Origin of the sequence: Parvularcula oceani (genome assembly GCF_000733125.1) — a bacterium.
Lineage (GTDB): Bacteria > Pseudomonadota > Alphaproteobacteria > Caulobacterales > Parvularculaceae > Parvularcula > Parvularcula oceani.
Map to the genome: position 1 here is coordinate 413,667 of NZ_JPHU01000001.1, position 22,232 is coordinate 435,898.

The 22,232-nt window shown below is 67.7% G+C and carries 15 protein-coding genes; 6 read left to right on the forward strand and 9 right to left on the reverse strand.

Going from position 1 to position 22,232, the window contains the following annotated elements; all coding sequences use genetic code 11:
* Positions 1–17: 17 nt before the first annotated feature.
* The 3 genes from IE88_RS0102000 to IE88_RS0102010 all read right to left on the reverse strand — a co-directional run bounded on the left by IE88_RS0102000 (position 18) and on the right by IE88_RS0102010 (position 2,125).
* Positions 18–587 (reverse strand): response regulator transcription factor, encoded by a 570-nt coding sequence (locus IE88_RS0102000; RefSeq protein WP_031549563.1) that lies wholly within the window; start codon positions 585–587, stop codon positions 18–20.
* Positions 584–1,681 (reverse strand): two-component system sensor histidine kinase NtrB, encoded by a 1,098-nt coding sequence (locus IE88_RS0102005; protein ID WP_051881381.1) that lies wholly within the window; start codon positions 1,679–1,681, stop codon positions 584–586. The genes IE88_RS0102000 and IE88_RS0102005 overlap by 4 nt, the downstream gene beginning before the upstream one ends.
* 123 nt (positions 1,682–1,804) lie before the next feature.
* Positions 1,805–2,125 (reverse strand): hypothetical protein, encoded by a 321-nt coding sequence (locus IE88_RS0102010; RefSeq protein WP_238319245.1) that lies wholly within the window; start codon positions 2,123–2,125, stop codon positions 1,805–1,807.
* Positions 2,126–2,243: 118 nt separating this feature from the next.
* Here IE88_RS0102010 and IE88_RS0102015 point away from each other — a divergent pair, with 118 nt between their 5' ends.
* On the forward strand, positions 2,244–3,986 hold the full coding sequence (locus IE88_RS0102015) for a DUF885 domain-containing protein (RefSeq protein ID WP_031549569.1): 1,743 nt from the start codon (positions 2,244–2,246) through the stop codon (positions 3,984–3,986).
* Positions 3,983–6,691 (forward strand): DUF5695 domain-containing protein, encoded by a 2,709-nt coding sequence (locus IE88_RS0102020; RefSeq protein WP_036766307.1) that lies wholly within the window; start codon positions 3,983–3,985, stop codon positions 6,689–6,691. The genes IE88_RS0102015 and IE88_RS0102020 overlap by 4 nt, the downstream gene beginning before the upstream one ends.
* Here IE88_RS0102020 and IE88_RS0102025 read toward each other — a convergent pair.
* Complete coding sequence (locus tag IE88_RS0102025; RefSeq protein WP_031549573.1) at positions 6,688–8,259, reverse strand: aldehyde dehydrogenase (NADP(+)); 1,572 nt, start codon at positions 8,257–8,259, stop codon at positions 6,688–6,690. The genes IE88_RS0102020 and IE88_RS0102025 overlap by 4 nt on opposite strands.
* A gap of 107 nt (positions 8,260–8,366) precedes the next feature.
* Between IE88_RS0102025 and IE88_RS0102030 the strand changes: the two genes are divergently transcribed.
* The gene (locus tag IE88_RS0102030; RefSeq protein WP_031549575.1) at positions 8,367–10,730 is read left to right on the forward strand and encodes a glycoside hydrolase family 127 protein; all 2,364 of its coding nucleotides are present in this window, start codon (positions 8,367–8,369) and stop codon (positions 10,728–10,730) included.
* 9 nt (positions 10,731–10,739) lie between these two features.
* Here IE88_RS0102030 and IE88_RS0102035 read toward each other — a convergent pair whose 3' ends face one another.
* The 3 genes from IE88_RS0102035 to IE88_RS0102045 form a co-directional block, all read right to left on the reverse strand.
* Positions 10,740–11,339 carry a GntR family transcriptional regulator gene (locus IE88_RS0102035; protein ID WP_420330123.1) on the reverse strand — a complete coding sequence of 200 codons (600 nt, stop codon included), beginning with the start codon at positions 11,337–11,339 and terminating at the stop codon, positions 10,740–10,742.
* Between the two features lie 186 nt (positions 11,340–11,525).
* Positions 11,526–12,524, reverse strand: a complete 999-nt coding sequence (locus tag IE88_RS0102040) for a 4-hydroxyproline epimerase (protein ID WP_031549580.1) — start codon at positions 12,522–12,524, stop codon at positions 11,526–11,528.
* A gap of 4 nt (positions 12,525–12,528) precedes the next feature.
* Entirely contained in the window at positions 12,529–13,458 is a 930-nt protein-coding gene (locus IE88_RS0102045) for a dihydrodipicolinate synthase family protein (RefSeq protein WP_031549582.1), read from the reverse strand.
* 71 nt (positions 13,459–13,529) lie between these two features.
* On the opposite strand from IE88_RS0102045, the gene IE88_RS0102050 reads away from it, so the two are divergent.
* Positions 13,530–14,792 carry an NAD(P)/FAD-dependent oxidoreductase gene (locus IE88_RS0102050; protein WP_031549585.1) on the forward strand — a complete coding sequence of 421 codons (1,263 nt, stop codon included), beginning with the start codon at positions 13,530–13,532 and terminating at the stop codon, positions 14,790–14,792.
* A complete protein-coding gene (locus IE88_RS0102055) occupies positions 14,789–15,991 on the forward strand; it encodes a M24 family metallopeptidase (protein WP_031549587.1) in 1,203 nt (400 codons plus the stop codon). The genes IE88_RS0102050 and IE88_RS0102055 overlap by 4 nt, the downstream gene beginning before the upstream one ends.
* A gap of 40 nt (positions 15,992–16,031) precedes the next feature.
* Here the strand turns inward: IE88_RS0102055 and IE88_RS0102060 are convergent, their stop codons facing one another.
* Positions 16,032–18,935, reverse strand: a complete 2,904-nt coding sequence (locus IE88_RS0102060) for a TonB-dependent receptor plug domain-containing protein (protein WP_081871355.1) — start codon at positions 18,933–18,935, stop codon at positions 16,032–16,034.
* 482 nt (positions 18,936–19,417) lie between these two features.
* Here IE88_RS0102060 and IE88_RS0102070 point away from each other — a divergent pair, with 482 nt between their 5' ends.
* Positions 19,418–20,854 (forward strand): amidohydrolase family protein, encoded by a 1,437-nt coding sequence (locus tag IE88_RS0102070; RefSeq protein ID WP_202900395.1) that lies wholly within the window; start codon positions 19,418–19,420, stop codon positions 20,852–20,854.
* Here the strand turns inward: IE88_RS0102070 and IE88_RS0102075 are convergent.
* The gene (locus IE88_RS0102075) at positions 20,844–22,217 is read right to left on the reverse strand and encodes a sodium-dependent transporter (RefSeq protein ID WP_036766311.1); all 1,374 of its coding nucleotides are present in this window, start codon (positions 22,215–22,217) and stop codon (positions 20,844–20,846) included. The genes IE88_RS0102070 and IE88_RS0102075 overlap by 11 nt on opposite strands.
* Positions 22,218–22,232: the final 15 nt, after the last annotated feature.

Below are 22,232 nucleotides of genomic sequence, written 5' to 3' on the forward strand. Positions count from 1 at the left end.
GTTCCGCGTCGGACGGATCAGTCCCGCCCGGCCAAGGCCCGCACCAGTCCCGCCACATTGCGCACGTCGAGCTTCTCGAAGACGCGGGCGCGGTGGATCTCGATGGTGCGCGGGCTGCATCCGAGCCGCGCCGCGACCTCCTTGTTCGAGAGGCCTTCATCGAGGAGCACCGCCACGTCCCGCTCACGCGGGGTCAGGCGCTCGAGAAGCGCTTCGCGCCCGTCGCCGGGCGATGCGCCCGCCAGAGCCTCGGCGATCGCCTGCTCCAGCGTCTCGGGCGTGAAGGGTTTCTCGACGAAGCCCGAAGCGCCGAGCCGCATCGCCTGAACCGCCGCCTGGACGTCGCCATGCGCGCTGATCATGACGACGGGGAACGGCGCGTTCTGCCCGCTGAGCTCGCGCAGCACGTCGAACCCGGACAGGCCCGGCATTTTGAGGTCGACGAAGGCGAAGTCCCATGGCCCTTCATCGCCGAGAAAGGCGGTGCCGTCGGCGAACCCTTCCACATGGCGGCCGTCCGCCTCCAGAACGAGCGCTGCGCCCTCGCGCACGGCGTCGTCGTCATCCACGACGGCTATCCGCATCATTCCTCCTCTTCGTGGCGCGGCAGTTCCAGCCGGAACAGGGCGCCGCCCAGGCCCTCCTCCTGCGCCTCGGGCGGCACATAGCTCAGCCGTCCGCCATGCGCTTCCGCGATGGTGCGGCAGATCGACAATCCGATCCCGAGGCCGCGGGCCTTGGTGCTGGAAAAGGGCTGGAAGAGGCGCTCTGCGAAATCCGGCTCCACACCCGGTCCGCTGTCGAGGACCTCGACCGTGGCCATGTCGCCCGGCCTTCCGCGAACGAGGACGTGGCGCTGCGCCTGCCCCTCGGTCGCGTCGAGCCCGTTCTTGATCAGGTTGACGAGGATCATGCGGATCTGCGTCAGATCGCCGAAGACGGCGTCGTCCGGCGGGGCGCCGATGGTCACGGCGCCCGTGCTCCGCTCGACGAGGCGGCAGAGCTCGACGGCTTCCTCGACGGCCTGGCCGAGCGGGAAAGGCATTTTCTCGCCGTCGCTCCGCTCGACCATCTGGCGGATGCGGCGGACGATGCCGCCCGCCCGCTCCGCCTCGGCCCGCACGCGCGAGAACAGCGCTCTGGCGCGGTCCGGATCGGTATCGAGCTGGCGTTCCGCGGCCACGAGGAAGAGGTCGATCGCCGTCAGCGGCTGGTTCAGCTCATGGGCGAGGGCGGCGCCCATCTCGCTGACGGCGGCATGCCGGCCGATCAGCTCGAGCTGGGACTGGGAATCCTGCGCGCGGCGGCGCTCGGCCACCTCCTCGGTCAGGTCGCGCAGAATGCCGACGAAGTGACGGTCCCCCTCATCGACGAACTCTCCCACCGAAAGATGCACCGGAAAGGTCGTTCCATCCGCCCGCAGCCCCTCGACCTGACGGCCGATCCCGATGATGCGCGCCTCGCCGGTCTCGATATAGCGGCGCAGATAGCCCTCATGCGCGGCCGCATAGGGTTCCGGCATCAGCATCTCGACCCGCTGCCCGATCACCGCCTCTGCCGGGTGGCCGAAGATGCGTTCAGCGGCGGGATTGTAGAGCCTGATCCGCCCCTGCCCGTCGATGGAGAGAACGCCGTCGACCGCCGTGTCGATGAGAGCGCGAAGCTGGGACTGCTCATACATGGCCGATTTCTTGCCCCCGCGGGACGACCCGAACACACAAGGCTGCCGCGCAGCCCCCTCCGTCCGGGGAGTTCCCATGACAGGCCGACCGGCGTCAATGCGATGCTGCGCCTGCCGTCCGCCTCAGACATCGCTCGGGGCATAGCCGAGAACGAAGTCCACCACCTTTCCGGCCGGCATCTCGCACGGCTTGAGCCGCGCTCCCGACCGCTCCAGCAGGTAGAGATTGAGGCTGATGCGGTCGCGGCCGCCCAGCTCCTCGGCGTAGAGCCAGTGCCGGCGGCCGTTCGAAGAGGACCGGCGGGTGACGCCATAGCGCCGCCCTTCATAGAGGCCCGAGCTATAGCCTCGCGGCAAAGCGAGAAAGCGGCGCAGGAAGCCCGGCGGCGGCTGCGGCGCGCCGTCCTCCGTCCGCCCCTCGTTTCCAGCGCTCGTCCCGCTCATTCTGCACGCTTCTCCCTTGCCGCCTGCCGAACACGCCGCGCCCCGGCTGCATCTCCCGGCCTTGCCAGCCGGACCCGGCTGTTCGAAGATTGTATACGATTTTCCTCGGGAGGCCGGAATGAAAGTGGTTTGCATCCTCGTCGTCTTGCTGCTCGGCGCCTTCTTCCCGGCATCTGCCGCCCAATCCGGACCGGAAGAGGCCTTCGAGCGACTCTACCAGGAAGAATGGACGTGGCGGCAGGCGCGCTCGCTCGGCAGCGGAGACGTGATGCCGCGCCACCTGCCCGATGTCTCGCCCGAGGCGCAGGCCGAGAAACTGGCCTATTGGGAGGAGGTGCAGCGCGAGCTGGAAGCGATCGACCCGTCGGGCCTCTCCCGCCGGGCCCGGATCGACCATGCAGTCTACGCTGCGCAGATCGAGGACCTGATCGCCGCGCAGCGCTTTCGCGAATACGAGATCCCGCTCAATTCCTCGGGCGGGTTCTGGACCGGCCTCGCCTATATGAGCCGCCGCCCGCTCCGCACCGAGGACGATTACCGCAACTACCTCACCCTCCTCGGCGAAATCCCCCGCTATTTCGCCCAGCAGCGGGAGAACATGGAGGCCGGCCTCGCCCGCGGCTTCACCCCGGCGAGGGTCGCGCTGCAGGGCCGGGAGGAGATGCTGGCGGCCATCGCCAATGCCGCACGGCCCGGAGACGTCGTCTTCCATGCTCCTTTCGAGGAGATGCCCGCGGCCATTCCCGCCGGACGGCAGGAGGCCCTGCGGCAGGAGGCGGCGGCGGTGATCGAGGGATCGGTGATCCCCGCCTATCGCGATCTCCTGGCCTTCTTCCGGGACGAGTACATCCCGAACAGCCGCCAGACACTGGCCGCGTCAGACCTGCCGGACGGCGAAGCCTATTACGGCTGGAAGGTCCGTCAGTATACGACACTCGACCGCACCGCCGGTGAAGTCCATGCCATCGGCCTCGAAGAGGTCGCCGCCATCCGTGAGCGGATGATGGACGTCATGGAGCAGGCCGGGTTCAAGGGCAGCCTCTCCGACTTCCTCGCCTTCCTGCGCTCTGATGCGCGGTTCTACGCCGAAACGCCCGCCGACTATCTCAAGGAAGCGGCCTGGATCTCGAAGCAGTTCGACGGCGTGGCGGGCGACTATTTCGGCCGCCTGCCCCGCTCGCGCTTCACGATCGAGGCCTTCCCGCCAGACATCGCGCCCTTCACCTCGGGCGCGGCCGGGGGGCGGGACACCTATTGGCTGAACACCTATAACCTCTCGACCCGGCCGCTTTATTCGCTGCGGGCTTTGACCCTGCACGAGTCGGCGCCGGGGCATTCCTTCCAGACCTCGCTGGCGGCTGAAAACGAGGCTCGGCCGGAGTTCCGGCGCGAGGTCTATATCTCCGCCTATGGCGAGGGGTGGGCGCTTTACTGCGAGAAGCTCGGCATCGAGATGGGCCTCTACGAGACGCCCTACGACATGTTCGGCATGCTGAGCTATCAGATGTGGCGCGCCGCGCGGCTGGTGGTGGATACCGGGCTGCACGCCGAGGGCTGGAGCCGAGATCAGGCGATCCGCTACCTCCTCGACAACACCGCCATCGGCGAGCACGAGATCACGACCGAGATCGACCGCTACATCACCAATCCCGGACAGGCGCTGTCCTATTACACGGGCATGATGGCGATCGAGGAGGCGCGGGAGAAGGCAGAGGATGCCCTGGGAGGGGATTTCGACATCCGCGCCTTCCACGACACGATCCTCGATATGGGCGGCGTCCCGCTGCCCGTGCTCGCGGCGCGCATCGACGGCTTCATCGCCGATGGCGGCCGGTCTCCCCATGCGGAAGGCGAGCGATGACGATGCCGCCTTGCGCGAAGGGCTTTGCGCTCCTCCTGGCGCTCGCCGCCCTTGCCGTATCGCGGCCGGCCTCGGCCCAGCCGGCTCTGGAGGTGAAGCTCGATCCGAACGCGCATGTCGCTGTCGGGCTGGCGCCTGCGGCCGAGCCGGGCTTCAGCTTCGTTCCCGTCGGAACGGCGAGGGGCGGCCATTACCGCCTGGGCGATATCGACATCCGGCTGAGGGCGGAGGGCGCTGAGCGCTGGCGCGACTATTCGACCGCCCTCTCCCGGGAGCGCGTTGCCCCCCTGCCGCACGGGGAAAGCGTTCTCGCGGCGGCCGACCTTTCGCGGGCGCTGCCGGACGATTTCCCCCTGAGCCTGGAGCGGCGATGGCTGCGGCGGGATGACGAGCTGATCCTGCGCTTCACGCTGACCAATTCCTCCGCCGAAGCCGTGGAACTCGGCGGGATCGGCCTCGCCATGGCCTTCGACAACATCCTCACAGATCGGACGCTCGCAGAGGCGCATGAGGAGGCGGTCTTCGCAGATCCCTATCCCGGCCGCGACGCCGGCTATCTGCAGGTCACCCGGCTGAACGGAAAAGGCCCCGCCCTCCTCGTCCTGCCGGAGCGCGGCACGCCGTTCCTCGACTATCGGCCGATCCTCGATGCGGAGCGCCGCGGCGAGGGGGAGGAAGCGGTCTGCGTCCCGACGCTTCTGGCGGAGTGCACGCCGCGGGGGCATACCTTCGAAGGCCATTATGCCTGGCTCGCGGTCAGCGGCGCGCATTTCGGCGAGGAGTGGCCGGCCGATGCGAGCTGGAACCACACCTCTACGATCCCGCTGCCGCCCGGCGCCTCCCGCAGCTTCGGCCTCCGTTTCGTCCTGTCGCCGAGCATCCGCCGGATCGAGGAAACGCTCGCAGCGCATGAGCATCCCGTCGCCGTCGGCATGCCCGGCTATGTTGTGCCGCAGGACCTGCCCGCGGCGCTGTTTGTCAACGCGCCCTCACCGGTCGGCCGGATCTCGGTCAGTCCCGAAGGCGCCCTCGACGTGACGCGGCAGGAGGGCCCCGATGACTGGCAGCGCTTCGAGGTCGAGGGCCGGAATGTCGGCGAGGCCCGCCTCACGCTCGCCTATGAGGACGGGTCGGTTCAGACCGTCCACTACTTCGTCACCGAGCCGATGCGAGATGCGGTGGAGAGGCTCGGAGAGTTTCTCGCCACCCGCCACGTGCTCGACGACCCCGGCGACCCGTTCGGACGCGATGGCGGCATCCTCACCTATGACCGCGAGGCCGGAGCGGTCGTCACGCAGGACCCGCGCGTGTGGATCGCGGGGATGAGCGATGAGGGCGGCGCGGGCGCCTGGCTCGCCCTGATCATGAAGCAGCTGATCGCGCCCGACCCGCAAGAGGCCACGTTGTTCGAGGACTTCTACCGCCGCTTCATCGACGGGCGCCTGCAGTACAAGGACGGGCCTCTGGCGGGGGGCGTGCGCAAGAGCCTGTTCTTCCACGACCCCGAAGGCGCGCCTGACGGTTACTACGACCCGGACACCGACTGGTCGAGCTGGGCGTCCTGGGACGAGGAGGAAGCGGCCTCGGCCGTCCGCTCGTTCAATTACGTCCATGTCGCGGCGGCGCAGTGGGTGCTCTACCGCCTCGCGCGCGATCATGCGGGGCTGGTCGAGGGCGACTGGCGGGAATACCTCGCCCGCGCCGGCCGCACGGCCGTCGCCATGACGCGCCTCGCCCCCCGCTATGCGCAGTTCGGACAGATGGAAGGCGACGTGCATGTCGCGATCCTCCGGGATCTGAAGAGAGAGGGCCTGACCGCCGAAGGCGCCGAACTCGAACGGGTCATGCGAGAGCGGGTGAAGGTCTGGCGGGGCCTGCCCTATCCCTTCGAAAGCGAGATGCCGTGGGATTCCACCGGCCAGCCGGAGGTTCATGCCTGGATGCGCTATTTCGGCCATGAGCGCGAAGCAGACCGCACGCGGGAGGTCATCCTCGCCTATGACCCGCTGATCCCGCATTGGGGTTATAATGGCAGCGCGCGCCGGTTCTGGGACTTCCTCTATGCGGGAAAGACCCGCCGAATCGAGCGGCAGCTTCATCATTACGGATCGGCGCTGAACGCGGTGCCGTTGTTCGCGGATTACCGGAAGGATCCTTCGGACCTCCACCTCCTGCGGGTCGCCTATGGCGGCTTGATGGGCAGCCTGACGAATATCGACGAGGAAGGCTTTGCCTCCGCCGCCTATCATTCCTTTCCGGACATGCGGCGGTTCGATGCCTATTCGGGCGATTACGGCATGGGCTTCTTCGGCCATGCCTTCGCGACGGCGAGCTATCTTCTGGATCACGAGGTCTTTGGCTGGCTCGCCTTCGGCGGCCTCCTCGAAGAGGGCGCAGACGGAGATCTCGTCATGCGGCCGCGCGACAGCGGGCGAAGGCGGGCCTTCGTCGCGCCTGCCGCGCTCTGGCTGGAGCTCGAAGCGGGAACGCTCGAAGCGGTGGCCTATGAGCCCGAGACCGGCGAGGTGACGCTGACCCTCGCCCCGGCAGATCCGTACACGCCGCAGGCGCGGCTTCGAGCGGAAGCGGCGGGGGAGCCAGCCGCCTACCGGCCGTCCGCGCCCCTGGCCGAGAGCCGCCGAGCCTTCGTCATTCCGCTAGAAGACGAGCCCGTGGCCGTCACGCTCGTCCCGGCTGGCCGCTAGCGCTCCCACTTTCCGTCCACGAGGCGCGGCGCGCCATAGGGGTTGCCGTCGCGCAGCGCCGGCGGGAGGAGCGCTTCTGGCAGGCTCTGATAGCAGACCGGCCGCAAGAAGCGGTCGATGGCGAGCGTGCCGACCGAGGTGGTTCTGGAGTCCGTGGTCGCGGGGAACGGGCCGCCATGGACCATGGCATCGGACACCTCGACGCCCGTGGGCCAGCCGCCCGCGAGGATGCGCCCGGCCCTGCGTTCGAGAAGCGGCATGAGCGCCGCCGCGGCTTCGTGATCCTCTTCGGTCAGGTGCAGCGTCGCCGTCAGCTGTCCTTCCATCCCCTCAAGGACTTTGCGGAACTGGTCCACGTCGCGGCAGCGCACGACGATCCCGGCCGCGCCGAACATCTCGTCGGCGAGGCTCTCGTCCTGCAAGAACAGATCGCCCGGCACGGTGAACAGCGCCGCCTGCCCCCGGTTCGGCGCGTCGCTCTGCGGCCCCCGCGCGATCAGCTCCACATCGTCCCTACCCACGAGTGCCTCGACGGCATCGTGATAGGCCTTGCAGATCGCGTCGGTCAGCATGACCTGCGGCGTCGCCTGTTCGAGCGCATCCCGCGCCGCCTCGACGAAGCTGTCGAGATCTCGGCCCTCCACGGCGAGGATGATGCCCGGATTGGTGCAGAACTGCCCCGCCCCTAGGACGAGCGAAGCGACGAATTGCTGACCCAGCTCCTGCGCCTTGGCGGACAGCGCGCCGGGCATGAGGAGGACGGGATTCACGCTGCTCATCTCGGCATAGACGGGGATCGGCACGTCCCGCTTCGCTGCGGCGTCGCGGATGGCGAGGCCGCCTTTGCGCGATCCGGTGAAGCCGACGGCCATGATGCGCGGATCGGAGACGAGCGTCGCGCCGAGCGCGGCATCGCCCTGCAGGAGGGAGAAGACGCCTTCGGGCATGCCTGTCTTCTCTGCGGCCTCGGCGATGGCGCTGCCGACCATCTCGCTCGTCCCGGGGTGAGCCGGATGGCCCTTGACCACGACCGGGCACCCCGCCGCGAGGGCCGAGGCCGTGTCGCCGCCAGCGACCGAGAAGGCGAGCGGGAAATTGCTGGCACCGAAGACGGCGACCGGGCCGAGGGCGATCTTGCGCTGGCGCAGGTCCGGCCGCGGCAAGGGCTCGCGATCGGGCAGCGGCGTGTCGAGCCTCAGGCCGAGCCAGTCGCCGCGCCGCACCACCTGCGCGAAGAGGCGAAGCTGGCCGCAGGTCCGTCCGCGCTCGCCCTGAAGCCGCGCCTGGGGAAGGCCGCTTTCCGCCATCGCCCGCTCGATGAGCGGGTCGCCGAGCGCCTCGATCTCCTCCGCGATCGCCTCGAGAAACGCTGCCCGCTCGTCCGGGGAAGTGGCGCCGTAAGGTTCGGAGGCGGCCGCCGCGAGCGCGCAGGCCTCTTCGACCTGTTCGGGCCCTGCCTGGCTGAATTCGGTTTCGAGCGCCTCGCCTGTTTCGGAAGAGCGCGCCGTGAAGGTGTCGCCGGTGGCCGCGCGGCGGCCGCCGAGGATCAGATCGCCGGTGAGTGCCATGTCTGCCTCACAATCGCTGGTTCGAAAGATAGGACGCAGCTGCTTGACGGGCGCCCTCGCTATGATCGTATACTGTATTCCGTAGAGCGGGAACTCAAGGGCCACTCATGCTGAACAGCCATCTCTCGCGCCGTGACGTCCTCGGCGGCAGCGCAAAGGCGGCGCTCCTCGCGACCGCCGCGTCCCTGCCCTTTCTTCGCGCCGAGGCGCTGGCGCAAGGCAAGAGCGCACCCGTGCCGCTCGACAGGGTGGACCTCCTTCCCTCCCCTTTCCTGAGGGCGGTGGAGGCGAACCTGGACTATCTTCTCCGCCTCGAGCCGGACCGATTGCTCCACAATTTTCGCCTCTATGCGGGCCTCGAACCCAAGGCCCCGATCTATGGCGGCTGGGAGGACGACACGATCGCCGGGCACACGCTCGGCCATTATCTGACCGCCCTCTCCCTGATGCATGCGCAGACCGGCAACGAGGAGTGCCGCGAGCGCGCCCGCTACATCGTCGGAGAATTGCAGGCGTGCCAGGAGGCCGGCGGCGACGGCTATGTCGCGGGCTTCACCCGCAAGGCGGAGGACGGGGAGATCGAATCCGGCCGCCGCGTCTTCGAGGAGATCGCGGAGGGCGATATCCGGCCCGCCAAGTTCTACATCAACGGCTCCTGGGCGCCGCTCTACAACTGGCACAAGCTGTTCGCCGGGCTCCACCATGCCGACCGCCTGCTCGGCGACGAACGCGCGGTGGCCGTGGCCGAAGGGCTGGCAGGCTATCTCGAAGGCATCTTCTCGCAAATCACCGATGCGCAGATGCAGGAGGTCCTGAGCTGCGAGCATGGCGGGATCAACGAGAGCCTCGCCGACCTTCACGCCCGCACGGGCGATCCGCGCTGGCTGCGGCTGTCCGAGCGCCTCTATCACCGGGCCGTGCTCGACCCGCTGGCGCATCGGCGGGACGAGCTGTCCCATCTTCACGCCAACACCCAGATCCCCAAGCTGATCGGCCTCGCCCGCCTGCACCAGATCACGGGCAAGCAGCGCTATGACACCGCCTCATCCTTCTTCTGGGACACGGTGACGGCCCATCGCACCTATGTCATCGGCGGCAATGCCGACCGGGAATATTTCCAGGAATCCAACTCGATCTCGCATTACATCACCGAGGAGACCTGCGAGTCCTGCAACACCTACAACATGCTGAAGCTCACGCGGGAGCTCTACAAGAAACGTCCGAGCGCGGCCTATTTCGACTATTACGAGCGCGGGCATTTCAACCACATCCTCGCCCAGCACCGGCCCGAAGACGGCATGTTCGCCTATATGGTGCCGCTGATGGCGGGCGCGCACCGGTCCTTCTCCGAGCCCTTCGATTCCTTCTGGTGCTGCGTCGGGACGGGAATGGAAAGCCATGCCAAGCATGGCGACTCGATCTACTGGGCCTCGCAGGATCGCCTGCACGTGAACCTCTATATCCCCTCCGTCGCGCAATGGCCCGAGCGCGCGGCGAAGATCTCCACCCGGACGGGCTATCCCTATGAAGGCGAGGTGAAGATCCGGCTGGACGAACTGCCGGAAACCGAGAGGTTCGACATCGCCCTGCGCATTCCGGCATGGGCGGAAGACGCGGCGGTCAGCGTGAACGGGCAGCGCGAAAGGCTTTCGCGCAATGCGGCGGGCTATGCCGTCCTGACCCGGCAATGGCGCGCGGGCGACGAAATCGTGCTGGACCTGCCGATGCGCCTGCGCCTCGAGGCGACGCCGGACGACCCGAAGACCGTGGCGGTGCTTTACGGCCCCCTCGTGCTGGCGGCCGATCTCGGACCGGACAGCAGCGAATACGCCCTGCCCGCCCCCGCCTTCGTCACGGACGATCCGCTCTCGGGCTTCTCCCCGATCGAGGGGCGCCCCGGACGCTTCCGGACGGCAGGGGTGGCCGAACCCTTCGACCTCGAATTCGCGCCCTTCTACGAGATGCATGACCGGTCCACGGCGGTCTATTTCAGCGCCTATTCGCCTGCCGAGTGGGAGGATGCGCGGGCGGCGTTCGATGCGGAAAGAGCGGCGCTGGCCGCTCTCGATGCGCGATCGGTCGATCTCGTCGTGCTCGGCGATCCGGAGAGCGAGGAGGCGCACGGGCTCGAATCGGACATCTCCTATGCGGTGGAGTACCGGAAACGCCCGGGACGCGATGCGCGCACCGGCGGCTTCTTCGCCTTCGACATGGAGGTCGGCGAAGGGCCGCACATCCTGCAGGCGACCTATTGGGGCGGAGAGCGGGAACGCGCCTTCGCGATCCTCGTCGACGGCGAGGAAATCGCTCGCCAGACCCTTCAAGGCGAGAAAAGCGGCGAATGGATCGAGCGCCGCTACCGCATCCCGGCCGAACTCACCCGCGGCAAGGACAAGGTGCGCATCCGGTTCGAGCCGGAGACAGGGCACACGGCGGGTCCCGCCTTCGGCTGCCGCCTGCTTCCGGCCTGAACGGCCCGATCAGCCCTCGGCCTGGTCGAGTTCGACGCGGAGGTCCGACAAGGTGCATTCGATATGCCGGCGGACGAGGTCCCTCACGGCATCCGCATCCCGCGCCATCCAGGCATCGAGGATCTTCTGGTGCTCCTCTTCCGCGCGGACATGGCGCCCCTGCGGTTCGAGATGCTTGCCGACATAGCGGTCGGCCATGACGTTGAGGCGCGTGACGATCTCGGTCGTCAGGCGCTTCTTGCAGGGCGTGACGAGCGCCAGGTGGAAGGCGCGGTTGAGCGCGCCGACCGTCGGCTCATGGGCCGAGGCGCCTTGATCGAGAAGGTCCAGCGCCCGCACCGCCGCCGCCCGCTCCTCCTCGGTCGCCTCGAGCGCCGCGGCCGCCGTGGCGTCGGGCTCCAGCCGGAGGCGCAGGGCATAGACCTCTTCGGCCTCCCCGGCCGACAGGGGGCGCAGGAAGAAGCCGCGATTGGGGTGGGAGACGACGAGGCCGTCCTGCTCCAGCCGGGCCAGCGCCTCGCGCAGAGGAATCTTGCTGACCTTCAGCTGAGAGGCCAAGGCGTCCTGCCGGATCGGGACGCCCACTTCGATCTCCCCTGCCAGGATCATGTCGCGGATGACGTCGACTAGGCGGTCCGAGATCGTCCGCACTTCGAACTGGAGCGCCGGGGCGGCGGAACGGGAGGCAGTCACGGGCGATATCTTCATCGTGCGGCGCCGCACTGTGGCAGGCAGATGCGCCCCTACCAACGCGCTCGGAAAGTTCCAAGGCGTTTCGTGAGTGCGAACATTTCGCTAGGTCACCTGGAACCCCGCCCAGAACGGGTCCTCCCGGTCCACCCAGATCGTGTTGAACCCCGTCATCCGCGCGGACCCTTCGATGCTGGGCACGATCGCCTCGTAGCCGCCGACCTCCGCGGTGTCCTCTATCCGTCCGGTGAAGCGGCTGCCGATGAAGCTTTCATGGACGAAGCTGTCTTTCGCCCGCAGCCTGCCTCTCGCGGCGAGCTGCGCCATGCGGGCGGAGGTGCCGGTGCCGCACGGGCTGCGATCGATCGCGCTCTCGCCGTAGAAGACGGCGTTCCGGCCATCCGCGCCAGGCGCCCTGGGCGCATCTGTCCACATGACATGGCTGACGCCGCGGATGGTGGGGATCAGCGGATGGACCGGCTCCACCGCCTCGCGGGCGGCCTGCCGAACCCGGCGGCTGAGCTCGACCAGGCGCCGCGCCGACATGCCGTCGAGGCCGTCGAAGCCCGGCTGCGGCTCGACGATGGCGTAGTAATTGCCGCCATAGGCGATATCGACCGTCAGCGGGCCGAGCCCGTCGACGTCCAGCACGATATCGCGGGCGAAGAGATAGCTCGAGACGTTGCGGATCCGCACATGCGCGACCCGCCCCTCCTCGACCTGGTAGCGGACGGTGATGAGCCCCGCGGGGACCTCGATCGTGAGCTGCCCCGGCTCGCGCGGGTGGATGAAGCCGTTCTCCAGACCGAAGGACACGATCCCGATCGTTCCGTGCCCGCACATTGGCAGGCAGCCGCTCGTCTCGATGAACAAGATCCCGATATCCGCATCGGGCCTCGTCGGCGGATAGAGGAATCCGCCGGACATCATGTCGTGACCGCGCGGCTCGAAGCACAGGCTGGTCCTTATCCAGTCGAAGCGCGCCTGGAAATCGGCCCGCCGCTCCGCCATCGTGCCTCCCCGCAGCGGCGGCGCGCCGCCGGCCACGAGGCGGACCGGATTGCCCGCCGTGTGCCCGTCGATGCAGAAGAAGAGATGCCGCATCGGGTCAGGCAGCCATCGCCTTTTGCCGCGCCTCGAGAGGCCGGTTCTCCGCCGCCTCCTTCACCATGGCCGTGACCTCGTCGCGCCGCGCGCCCTGAAGCGGCATGCGCGGCATGCGCACGCGTTCCGAGCCGCGTCCCATGATCTGTTCGGACAGCTTGATCGACTGCACGAGGTCATGCTCCGCATCGAGATGAAGCAGCGGCATGAACCAGCGATAGATCTCCAGCGCCGTCTCGGTATCGCCCTTGCGCAGGGCCGCGACGAGCGCGACGGACTCTTCGGGAAAGGCGTTGGTCAGGCCGGACACCCAGCCCTTGGCGCCCAGCATCAGGCTTTCCGCCGCCACGTCGTCGAGGCCGGCGAAGACCGTGAACCGGTCGCCGAAAGCGCGGATGATGTCGGTGATCCGCCGCGAATCGGGCGCGCTCTCCTTGATCGCGACGATGTTGGGAATCCCGGCCAGCTCTTCGAGCGTTTCGAGCTCGATGTTCACGCGATAGGCTGGCGGGTTGTTGTAGAGCATGATCGGCAGCGACGTCGCGTCGGCCACCGCGCGGAAATGGGCCACGAGCTCATGCGCCTGCGGCACATAGACCATGGCCGGCAGCACCATCAGGCCGTCGACGCCGATGGCTTCGGCGTCCTTGGCATAGTCCACGGCGCGCTGGGTCGTCATTTCCGAGACGCCGGTGATGATCGGCTTGCGCCCGCCCACCGCGTCCTTGGCCGCCGTCAGCACGTCCCGCTTTTCGGAGGGTTCGAGGGAATTGTTCTCTCCCACCGTGCCGAGGAGGACGAGGCCGTCCACCCCGTCGTCGAGCAGCGCCTTCTGCACACGGCACGTCTCGTCGAGGTCGAGCGAGAGGTCTTCGGTGAATTGCGTTGTGGCGGCAGGAAACACTCCTGCCCAGTCGACTGCCGTCCTGGCCATTCCAAACTCCATCGGTTTCCCATATCGTATACCGTATCTGATAAGAGAACGGAACACGGGGCAGGCAGGCGATGACGAAAAACATGGCCGTCATCGGTGGCGGCATCATCGGACTGACCTGCGCCTTCAGGCTGCAGGCCGGCGGCCACCGGGTGACGCTGATCGACGAAGACGCCGCGCGACCCGCGGCATCCTGGGGGAATGCCGGCCATATCGCCGTCGAGCAGACAGAGCCGCTGGCCTCGCTCGCCTATCTGCGGTCCGCGCCATCGCGTCTCCACCTTCTCGGCGGGGCGCTCGATTTCCGGTGGCGGGATGCGCGGCACTGGGCGCCCTTCGTCCGGCATTACCTGCCTGCGGCTGCAACCGGCAGGTTCGAGGCGGGGCGGGACGTGCTCGGCCGCTGGCTGACAGAGGCGCTGCCGGCCTGGCGCCGCCTCCTCGCCGCGCTCGGCGAGGAGGCGCTGCTCGCGCAGGACGGCCACTACGTCGTCTGGGAGACGGAGCGCGCGGCGAGGAAGGGCCGGAGGGCCTGGTCGCGGGGCGAGCACATCCTGCGCGAGTTCACCGACATCGCCGCGAGCGAGAAGCGCCACCTCGAAGAGCTGCTCCACCGGCCGCTCGCCGATGCCGTCCGCTTTCGGCAGTCCGGACAGATCAGGGATCTCTGGCGGCTTCAGGCCGCGCTGAGGGAGCGGTTCCTCGAAGCCGGCGGCTCGCTGGAAACGCAGCGGGCGCTGTGCATCCGAAGCGAGCCCGGCGGAATCGGCCTGCGCCTCGATGACGGGGAGGCGAGAACAGAAGACGCGGTCGTCATCGCCGCAGGGATCGGCAGCCGGCCAATCCTCGAAAGCTTCGGCTATGACATCCCCCTGATCGCCGAGCGCGGCTATCACATAGAGGGCGGTCCGGGCGGCTGGCCTGCCGATCTGCCCCCCGTCGTGATCGAGGATCGCGGCCTCATCGTCACCCGCTTCGAGAAGCATCTGCGGCTCGCCAGCTTCGTCGAGTTCGCCGGGCCGGATGCGCCGCCCGATCCTCGAAAGTGGAAGGCGCTGCGCCGGCACGCCAGCGCCCTGGGCATCGCCCTCGAAGAGCCTGTGCGGCAGTGGATGGGCGCGCGGCCCACCCTGCCCGACTATCTGCCCGCGATCGGCCGGAGCGCGCGGGACGACCGCGTCTTCTATGCCTTCGGACACCAGCATCTGGGCCTCACGCTGGCGGCCGTCACCGGCGAGGTCGTCGCCGCGCTCGCGGCGGGCGAGGCGCCTTCACTTGATATCGCGCCGCTGAGGGCGGAACGCTTCTCACAGGAAAAAAGGAGGATCGCATGACCAATGGCATCGGCGGATCGGGCATGGAGGCCGAACTCGGCGGCATGCAGCCATGGGCGGACACGGCGGCGCCGATCGGAGACGGAGAATTCGAATCCCGGATCGATAAGGCGCGGCGCCTTCTTGCGGAGGAAGGGGCCGACGCCCTGCTGGTCGGCGCGGGCGACAGCCTTCGCTATTTCAGCGGCATTCCCGTTCCGGCCACGGAGCGGCTCGTCGCCCTCCTCGTGCCGCGCGAGGGCGATCCCGTCCTGATCGCGCCGGCCTTCGAGGAAGGCACGCTGCTCGCCAGCCTGAAGATCGAGGCGGATTTCCGCGGCTGGGAAGAGCACGAGGACCCGCACCGGCTGACCGCCGATGCGCTGGACAGCCTCGGCACACGGACGGTCCTCGCCGATCCGATGCTGCCGCATGGCGTCGTCCTGCGCCTTCGGGCCGCCGCGTCCAGGGCCAGCTTCGGCGACGGCACCGGCCTCATCGACGCCTGCCGCACGGTGAAGTCGGCATCCGAGATCGCACTGTTGCAGCAGGCGAAGTCGATGACGCTGGAGGTCCACCGCCGGACGGCCCGCATCCTGCGCCCGGGGATCAGGGCGTCGGAGGTCCGCCGCTTCATCGACGAGGCGCATCGGGCCTTGGGCGCCAGCGGGTCGAGCTTCTGCATCGTCCTCTTCGGCGAGGCGACGAGCTATCCGCACGGCGTGCCGGGCGACCCGGTCCTCGAGGAGGGCGACGTCGTCCTGATCGACACGGGATGCAGGGTGGACGGCTATCACTCCGACATCACGCGCAGCTATGTCTATGGGAAAGCGGATGCCGAGCAGCGGCGGATATGGGACCTCGAGCGCGAGGCGCAGCTTGCGGCCTTTGCGGCGGCGCGGCCCGGCGCTCCGTGCGAGGCGGTGGACGAAGCGGCGCGCAATGTGCTGATCGAAGGGGGCTTGGGGCCCGGCTATGCGCTGCCCGGCCTGCCCCACCGCACGGGTCACGGGATCGGGTTGAGCATTCACGAGGCGCCCTATCTGGTGCGAGGGGACGCCACGCCGCTGGCCCCGGGCATGTGCTTTTCGAACGAGCCGATGATCGTGGTCCCTGGCAGGTTCGGCATCCGCCTGGAGGACCACTTCTACATGGCCGAGGAGGGCCCGCGCTGGTTCACCGAGCCCTCTCCCTCTCTCGACGCGCCTTTCGGCCCTTGAGAGGTCTCCGGGACGAGCCCTGCCCGTCCCGGAAGCCACCTCAATAGGTCGCCCGCAGCCCGATGAACCAGCGCCGTCCGATCACGTCGTAAAGCGTCACGTCGGTGTTCGCGTCGCCCCCGAAGCTGAAGCCGAGAAGAGGCGGGTCTTCGTCGAAGATGTTGTCGACGCCGCCATAGACCTGGAACGTGTCGTTGAAATTGTAGGTGGCGGCGAGGTCGACATAGTGCCGCCGGTCGGCCGTCGGCAAAGCCGAATTGGCGTCCGGGTAGAGCTCCAGATCCCCGATCACCCGCCACTGCGCCCGGACGAGCATCGGCCCGCTCGTATAGTTCGCGCCGAAGGTCGCCTTGAAGTCGGGCACGGCATATTGCGAGAAGCTGGTGCAGCCGCCGCCGAAATAGCCCGCGCAATCCTGCGGGGACGCGCCCTCCACCTCGTTCACCCGCTCGAAGATCCAGCCTGCCACGGCCGTCAGGCCGAGATCGGCGCCTTCCCCGGTCAGGCTGACCGACGACGGCAGCGGAATGTTGTAGTCCGCCTGCACGTCGAGGCCGTTGACGGTGATGGCGCCAATATTCTGAAGGTTGGTCTCGACATAGTCGATCTGGCCGTTTCCGAGCCGGTTGATCGACTGGCAGGCCGCGCTGTTGATATCGAGGGATTCGAAGCAGGCATTCACCGTCTGCTGCGCCCCCAGATTGGCGATCGCGTTGTCCACGGAGATATCGAAGTAATCCACCGTGATGTTCAGCCGGTCGATCATGGGCGGCTGGATCACCGCCCCGACCGTGAAGGTCTCCGATTCCTCCGGCTCGAGGGCCGGATTGCCGCCCGACTGCGCATCGAAGCCGACATTGATCTGCTGGAACGAGGAGATGTCGCCCGCCGGCACGCCCTGGGCGACGCAGAGGTCCTGCTGGGCAGGGGTCGGCGAGAAATCGGCGTCGCAAAGGTCGTCGCCCGCGGAGAAGCCGATGCCGATGGGCGAGAAGAGTTCATTCGCCGTCGGCGCCCGCAGCGCCTCGTTATAGGCTGACCGGAAGCGAAGCCAGGGCACGGGTCCCCATTCGCCGTTCACCTTCCAGGTCGTCGCGCCGCCCGAGGTCGAATAGTCCGAATAGCGGATCGCCGCCTCCACCGCGAGGACGTCGGCGAAGGGACGGCCAGCCAGGATCGGCACCCGCGTCTCCGCGAAGACCTCGCTGACGTCGAACCCGCCCTCGGTCGCCAAGGTCGGATTGTTCTCCAAAGCATAGAGCGCACCGGGATCGAAGCTGTAGTCGTCCTCGCGATATTCGAAGCCGACCGCGAGCGGGAGTTCGCCTGCGGGAAGATCGGCCAGAACGCTCGTCACCGACCCGCCCACGATGTGCCGCTCGAAAATCTCGCGGGAGGTGAAGGTGCCCGCGATGAAATTGCCGGCCTCTTCGGTGATCGAGTCGAAGCCGAACGGATTGACCGGAACGCAGCCCGGAATGCTCGAGCGGCACCGCACCTCGCCCGTCTCATCGTCGACCACGACATCGAGGCCGGCGGACAGATAGGCGTCGACATACTGCCCTTCGAAGGCGGAGTCGGTGCGGGAGCGCTGGAACTGTCCGAACAGGTCCCAGCGCCAGTTGAGGCTGCCGGTATCGAAATCGCCGCGCAGGCCCGCCGTCGCATTATAGGCGAGGCGCGAATAGTCATAGAAGCGCGGACCCGTCTCGATGCCGCGCCGGCCCGTGCTGAGGATCTGGGCATCGCCGTCCCCGTCCGGATCGAAGAGGTCCGCATTGTCGATCAGGAATTGCCGGACCGGATCGAACAGGATCGGGTTGTTGGCGTAATTGGGTACGAGGACCCCGCCCCCTTCGAGGCCCGGCGTCGCCAGCGCGAAGGACTCCTCGGCCTGCTGATAGGCGTTCCGCGTGTCGACGAAATAGAGCTCGGTATAGGCCTCGGTCCGGTCCGTGACATCGAAGTTCGCGATGCCGACGATCTGCCCGCGCTCCATCGGCCGCAGGAGATAGTTCAGCGCCGCGAAATTATAGCCGTCCTCCGGCTGGCAATAGGACAGGACCCCGCCGCCCTCTCCGAAGCGGACGCCTTGGAGGTTGGTGCAGTTGTCGGTGGAGAGGTCGACCCCGTCCAGCGCCGCGATCTGCGCGCTGCTGAGCGCGATCCGGGTGCCGGGGATGTTGCTCGATCCGAAGGGAACGAGTTCTCCGTCCTGTTCGGACAGGGAGATGCTGGAAAACTCCCGGTCGTCGAAGAAGACCGGGTTCCGGTTCGTATAGGATGCGTAGACGACGGCGTTGCCGCGGCCACTGGCGGTCTGCGCGCCGTATTGCAGCTCGTAGACCTGCGAGGACCCGTCGCCCTCGCCCGTTTCGCCGTAGCGGACGCCCGCCGAGAAGCCTTCGTAATCGTCTTCGAGAATGAAGTTCACCGCGCCGGCGATGGCATCCGATCCGTAGACGGCCGAAGCGCCGCCGGTGATGATCTCGACCCGTTCGGTCAGCCCGCCGGGGATCGTGGCGAGGTCGACGGTCCCGTCGCCATTGGCGGGAATGAAGCGGCGGCCATTGACGAGAACCAGGGTCCGCGTGGCGCCGAGCGAGCGCAGGTTCGCTTCGAGAACGCCCGAGCCGCCGCCGGAGTTGACGCTGGAAGTCACGCCGCCGGAAAGCTGGGGGAACTCGTAGAGGACGGCTTCGATCGTGGGATCGCCGGAAAGCTCGAGCGCCTCCTCGTCGACGACGGTGGTGGGGCTCGGCGCGGAAAGATCGCTCCTGACCAGGCGCGATCCGGTCACGTAGATCGTGTCGCCTTCATCCTGCTGTGCGGTGGTTTCCTGCGCGAAGGCGGGCCCTGCGGGAAGAAGGGCAATGGCCGACACGCCGGCCAGGGCCGCGGCCTTCCTTCTGCTGCGCTTCCAAGAACGGATCTTCGTCGTCATCTCTCTACCCCTCTGACCATAGCGGCTCGACTCATTCATTATACGGACCTTATGGCCCGCCGCGATCGCCCCTCATCGCCGCCCGGAGCGCCCTGCCGGCACTGCCGGCAGACCTCGAAGCGGCAACTGCTCCGACCGGACCTCCCCCGGCATCCGCGCTGGCGGGACGCCGTTGCCGCGGCGGTGGTCCCGCCGTCCCCTTCCCCTGCCGAGCCGCCCGGCACGCTGACACCGGCCCTTGCTCAGCAATAGTATACTAAATACGGTATTACATAGTCGGGGGCTGTCAATGCGCTTTCCGCAGATTTCTGCGGCGGACGTCGCTCCCGAAGAGAGTGTTGCCAAGTCATCACGGTCGGACAGTCGCGTCCGGTCCGGTGCAATTCCGCATGGCCTGCAACAGTCGAAGCGCTGAAGGCAAAGAGGGAAAGTCGATCGTGAAAACTATGGCCCGTTACGCTATGACCGCATGCGCCGTAAGCATGTCTCTTCTCGCCGTGAGCGGGATGGCGGCTGCAGCGGATATCCTCATCACCGATGTGACGGTGATCGACGGAACAGGAGCGGCTCCGATGAGCGGCCGCACGGTCGCCATCGAGGATGGGCGCATCATCAGGATCGGCAGGGCGCGGGACGACGAGGACGCCGACACCGTCATCGACGGATCGGGCCTCTATCTCCTGCCCGGCTTCATCGACAGCAATGTGCACCTGACCGTGTACGGGAACGCCCGCCGTCGCGAGACCGTGGTCCGCTACGGCCCCCGCAACGAGGAACTGGCGCTCGAATCCGCGCAGCGCCACCTCGCCCACGGAGTGACGACGGTCCGCGACAGCTATGGCGACCTGCAATCCCTTCTCGCGGTGCGCGACCGCATCGAGGCGGGCGAGGCCACGGGCGCGCGGATGCTCGTCGCGGGCAATATCGTGGGCTGGGGCGGCCCCTTCTCGATCACCTTCTCCTTGCTGCCCGAAGACGAGCTGACGCATTTCCAGCAGACCTGGAACGACAGGATCACCCAAGGGGTCGGCGAAGAGCTGATGGATATGGGACCCGAGGGGGTCCGCGAGGCGATCAACGCCTATCTCGACAAGGGCGTGGACTTCATCAAATATGGCGGCTCGGGCCATTTCCGCCGCCCCGTCCTGATCGGCTTTTCCCCCCGGGTGCAGGAGGTGATCGTCGAAGAGACCCATGAGCGCGGCAAGATCGCCGAGACCCATGCGACGAGCCAGGAATCGCTGCGCCTCGCCGTCGAGGCGGGCATCGACCTGATCCAGCACCCCGAGATTCTGAGTGCGGATTATCCTGACGACCTCATCGAACTGATCGTCGAGGAGGACGTGTTGTGCGCCATGCGGCCGAACATGCTGACCGGGCGGATCTGGTCCGAGCATCTGGAGCGGCGCGAGGCCGCGCTTGCGGCGCAGTCCGAGATGCCGCCGCCCGCGACCGGCGCGCAGGAGAACCGGCGCGCCGAAGCGCGGGGCGACGATCTGGAGCTTCAGCGGCGCAATGCGAGGCGGCTGATTGCGGCTGGCTGCCCGGTCACCATCGCCACCGACAACTATCAGGGCGACGCGCCGGAGCTGCGCGGCGAACCCAAGCCGCTGGAGCAGGAAGCCGGCATGGGGTCGCTTCTCGCCATAGAGGGCTTGGTCGAACTCGGCATGACGCCGATGGAGGCTCTCATGGCCGCGACGCGCAACGGCGCCCGCGCCGCCGGCATGGCGGATGAGATCGGCGCCATCGAGGAAGGCATGATCGCCGACCTCGTCCTTCTCGGATCGAACCCGCTCGACGATATCGCGAACGTCCACGACATCGAGGCGGTGATCGCGAAGGGGCGAGTGATCGACATCGATTCGCTGCCGGAACAGCGGATCTTCAGCGTCGAGGCGCCTGCCCTCAGCCGATGAAGGCGAAGACGATCAGCAGGAGGATGCCGAGCGGCGCGACGAAGCGCAGAAGGAAGAGCCACGTCCCGAACAGTGCGCCGCCGCTCAGCTCCAGCTCGTCCTGCGCGGCCTCTCTTTTCACGATCCAGCCGACGAAGACGGCCGTCAGGAGCGCGCCGATCGGCAGGAGGAGGTTCGACGCGATGAACTCGGTCGCGCCATAGATCGTCATCTCCTCGAAGATCGGCAGGACGCCCAGAGGGTGGAAGTCCGACAGGACGTTGAAGGAGAGCGTCGAGGCGATCCCGACGCCGAAGATCGCGAGCCCGAAGGCGAGGGCTGCGCCCGGCCGCTTCATGCCGCCATGCTCCTCCGCCCAGGAGACGAGCGGCTCGAGATTGGCGACCATGGAGGTCAGCGCCGCGGCGACGAGTAGAAGGAAGAAGGCGACGGCGATCACGCCCCCATAGGCCATGTTCCCGAAGGCGAGCGGCAGGCTCTGGAAGACGAGCCCCGTGCCTTCGGCGGGCGCGAGGCCCGAGGTGAAGACGATCGGGAAGATGGCGAGCCCGGCGACGAGCGCGACCAGCGTATCGGCCGAGGCGATGATGATCGTGGAGCTCGGAATCTTGATCCGGTCCGGCATATAGGCGCCATAGGTGATCATCCCGCCCATTGCGACGCCGACAGAGAAGAAGGCCTGGCCGATGGCGATCAGGAAAGTCTGCGCCGTCACGCGGCTGAAATCGGGCACGAAGAGGAAGGCCGCCGCATCGCCGAAGCCCTCGAGCGTCATGCCGTAAAGCGCCATGACGATCAGGATGAGGAAGAGCATCGGCATCAGGACGAGCGCGGCCTTCTCGATGCCCTTGCTCACTCCGCGCCGGATGATCATGACCGCGAGGCCGAGCATCACCGCCTGCCACAGGGCCAGGCGCCAGGGCGTCGCAAGGAGGGTGTCGAAGCGTTCCCGCGACTGGGCCGCATCGATGCCGGCGAAGCCGCCGAACACGCTGCGCCAGAGATAGTCCGCGGCCCAGCCGGCGACAACGGAATAGAAGGTCAGGATCAGGAAGGTCGCAACGAGCGCGAGCACGCCCACCCCTCCCCATGCGGAACTCGCGCCCGCTTCCCGCGCGAGGCGCTGCATGCTGCCGATCGGGCTGAGATCGCCCCGGCGGCCGATCAGGAGCTCTGCGGCGACGAGCGGCGCGCCGATGCAGAAGAGGACGACGAGATAGATGAGGACGAAGGCGCCGCCCCCATTCTCTCCGGCGACATAAGGGAAGCGCCAGATATTGCCCAGGCCCACGGCGAAGCCGATCGCGGACAAGAGGAAGGCGGGCCTGGACGACCAGGTCTCGTGGACCTTCAGATTTTCCATCGGGACGGATACCTC

What these genes read in the sequence shown, in the direction of transcription:
- IE88_RS0102005 (WP_051881381.1), bottom strand. Translation starts at nt 1,681, where the DNA reads ATGTATGAGCAGTCCCAGCTTCGCGCTCTCATCGACACGGCGGTCGAC.
- IE88_RS0102055 (WP_031549587.1), top strand. Translation starts at nt 14,789, where the DNA reads ATGACCAATGGCATCGGCGGATCGGGCATGGAGGCCGAACTCGGCGGC.
- IE88_RS0102060 (WP_081871355.1), bottom strand. Translation starts at nt 18,935, where the DNA reads ATGACGACGAAGATCCGTTCTTGGAAGCGCAGCAGAAGGAAGGCCGCG.
- IE88_RS0102025 (WP_031549573.1), bottom strand. Translation starts at nt 8,259, where the DNA reads ATGGCACTCACCGGCGATCTGATCCTCGGCGGCCGCCGCGCGGCCACC.
- IE88_RS0102010 (WP_238319245.1), bottom strand. Translation starts at nt 2,125, where the DNA reads ATGAGCGGGACGAGCGCTGGAAACGAGGGGCGGACGGAGGACGGCGCG.
- IE88_RS0102015 (WP_031549569.1), top strand. Translation starts at nt 2,244, where the DNA reads ATGAAAGTGGTTTGCATCCTCGTCGTCTTGCTGCTCGGCGCCTTCTTC.
- IE88_RS0102040 (WP_031549580.1), bottom strand. Translation starts at nt 12,524, where the DNA reads ATGCGGCATCTCTTCTTCTGCATCGACGGGCACACGGCGGGCAATCCG.
- IE88_RS0102000 (WP_031549563.1), bottom strand. Translation starts at nt 587, where the DNA reads ATGATGCGGATAGCCGTCGTGGATGACGACGACGCCGTGCGCGAGGGC.
- IE88_RS0102035 (WP_420330123.1), bottom strand. Translation starts at nt 11,339, where the DNA reads ATGATCCTGGCAGGGGAGATCGAAGTGGGCGTCCCGATCCGGCAGGAC.
- IE88_RS0102070 (WP_202900395.1), top strand. Translation starts at nt 19,418, where the DNA reads ATGTCTCTTCTCGCCGTGAGCGGGATGGCGGCTGCAGCGGATATCCTC.
- IE88_RS0102050 (WP_031549585.1), top strand. Translation starts at nt 13,530, where the DNA reads ATGACGAAAAACATGGCCGTCATCGGTGGCGGCATCATCGGACTGACC.
- IE88_RS0102030 (WP_031549575.1), top strand. Translation starts at nt 8,367, where the DNA reads ATGCTGAACAGCCATCTCTCGCGCCGTGACGTCCTCGGCGGCAGCGCA.
- IE88_RS0102075 (WP_036766311.1), bottom strand. Translation starts at nt 22,217, where the DNA reads ATGGAAAATCTGAAGGTCCACGAGACCTGGTCGTCCAGGCCCGCCTTC.
- IE88_RS0102045 (WP_031549582.1), bottom strand. Translation starts at nt 13,458, where the DNA reads ATGGCCAGGACGGCAGTCGACTGGGCAGGAGTGTTTCCTGCCGCCACA.
- IE88_RS0102020 (WP_036766307.1), top strand. Translation starts at nt 3,983, where the DNA reads ATGACGATGCCGCCTTGCGCGAAGGGCTTTGCGCTCCTCCTGGCGCTC.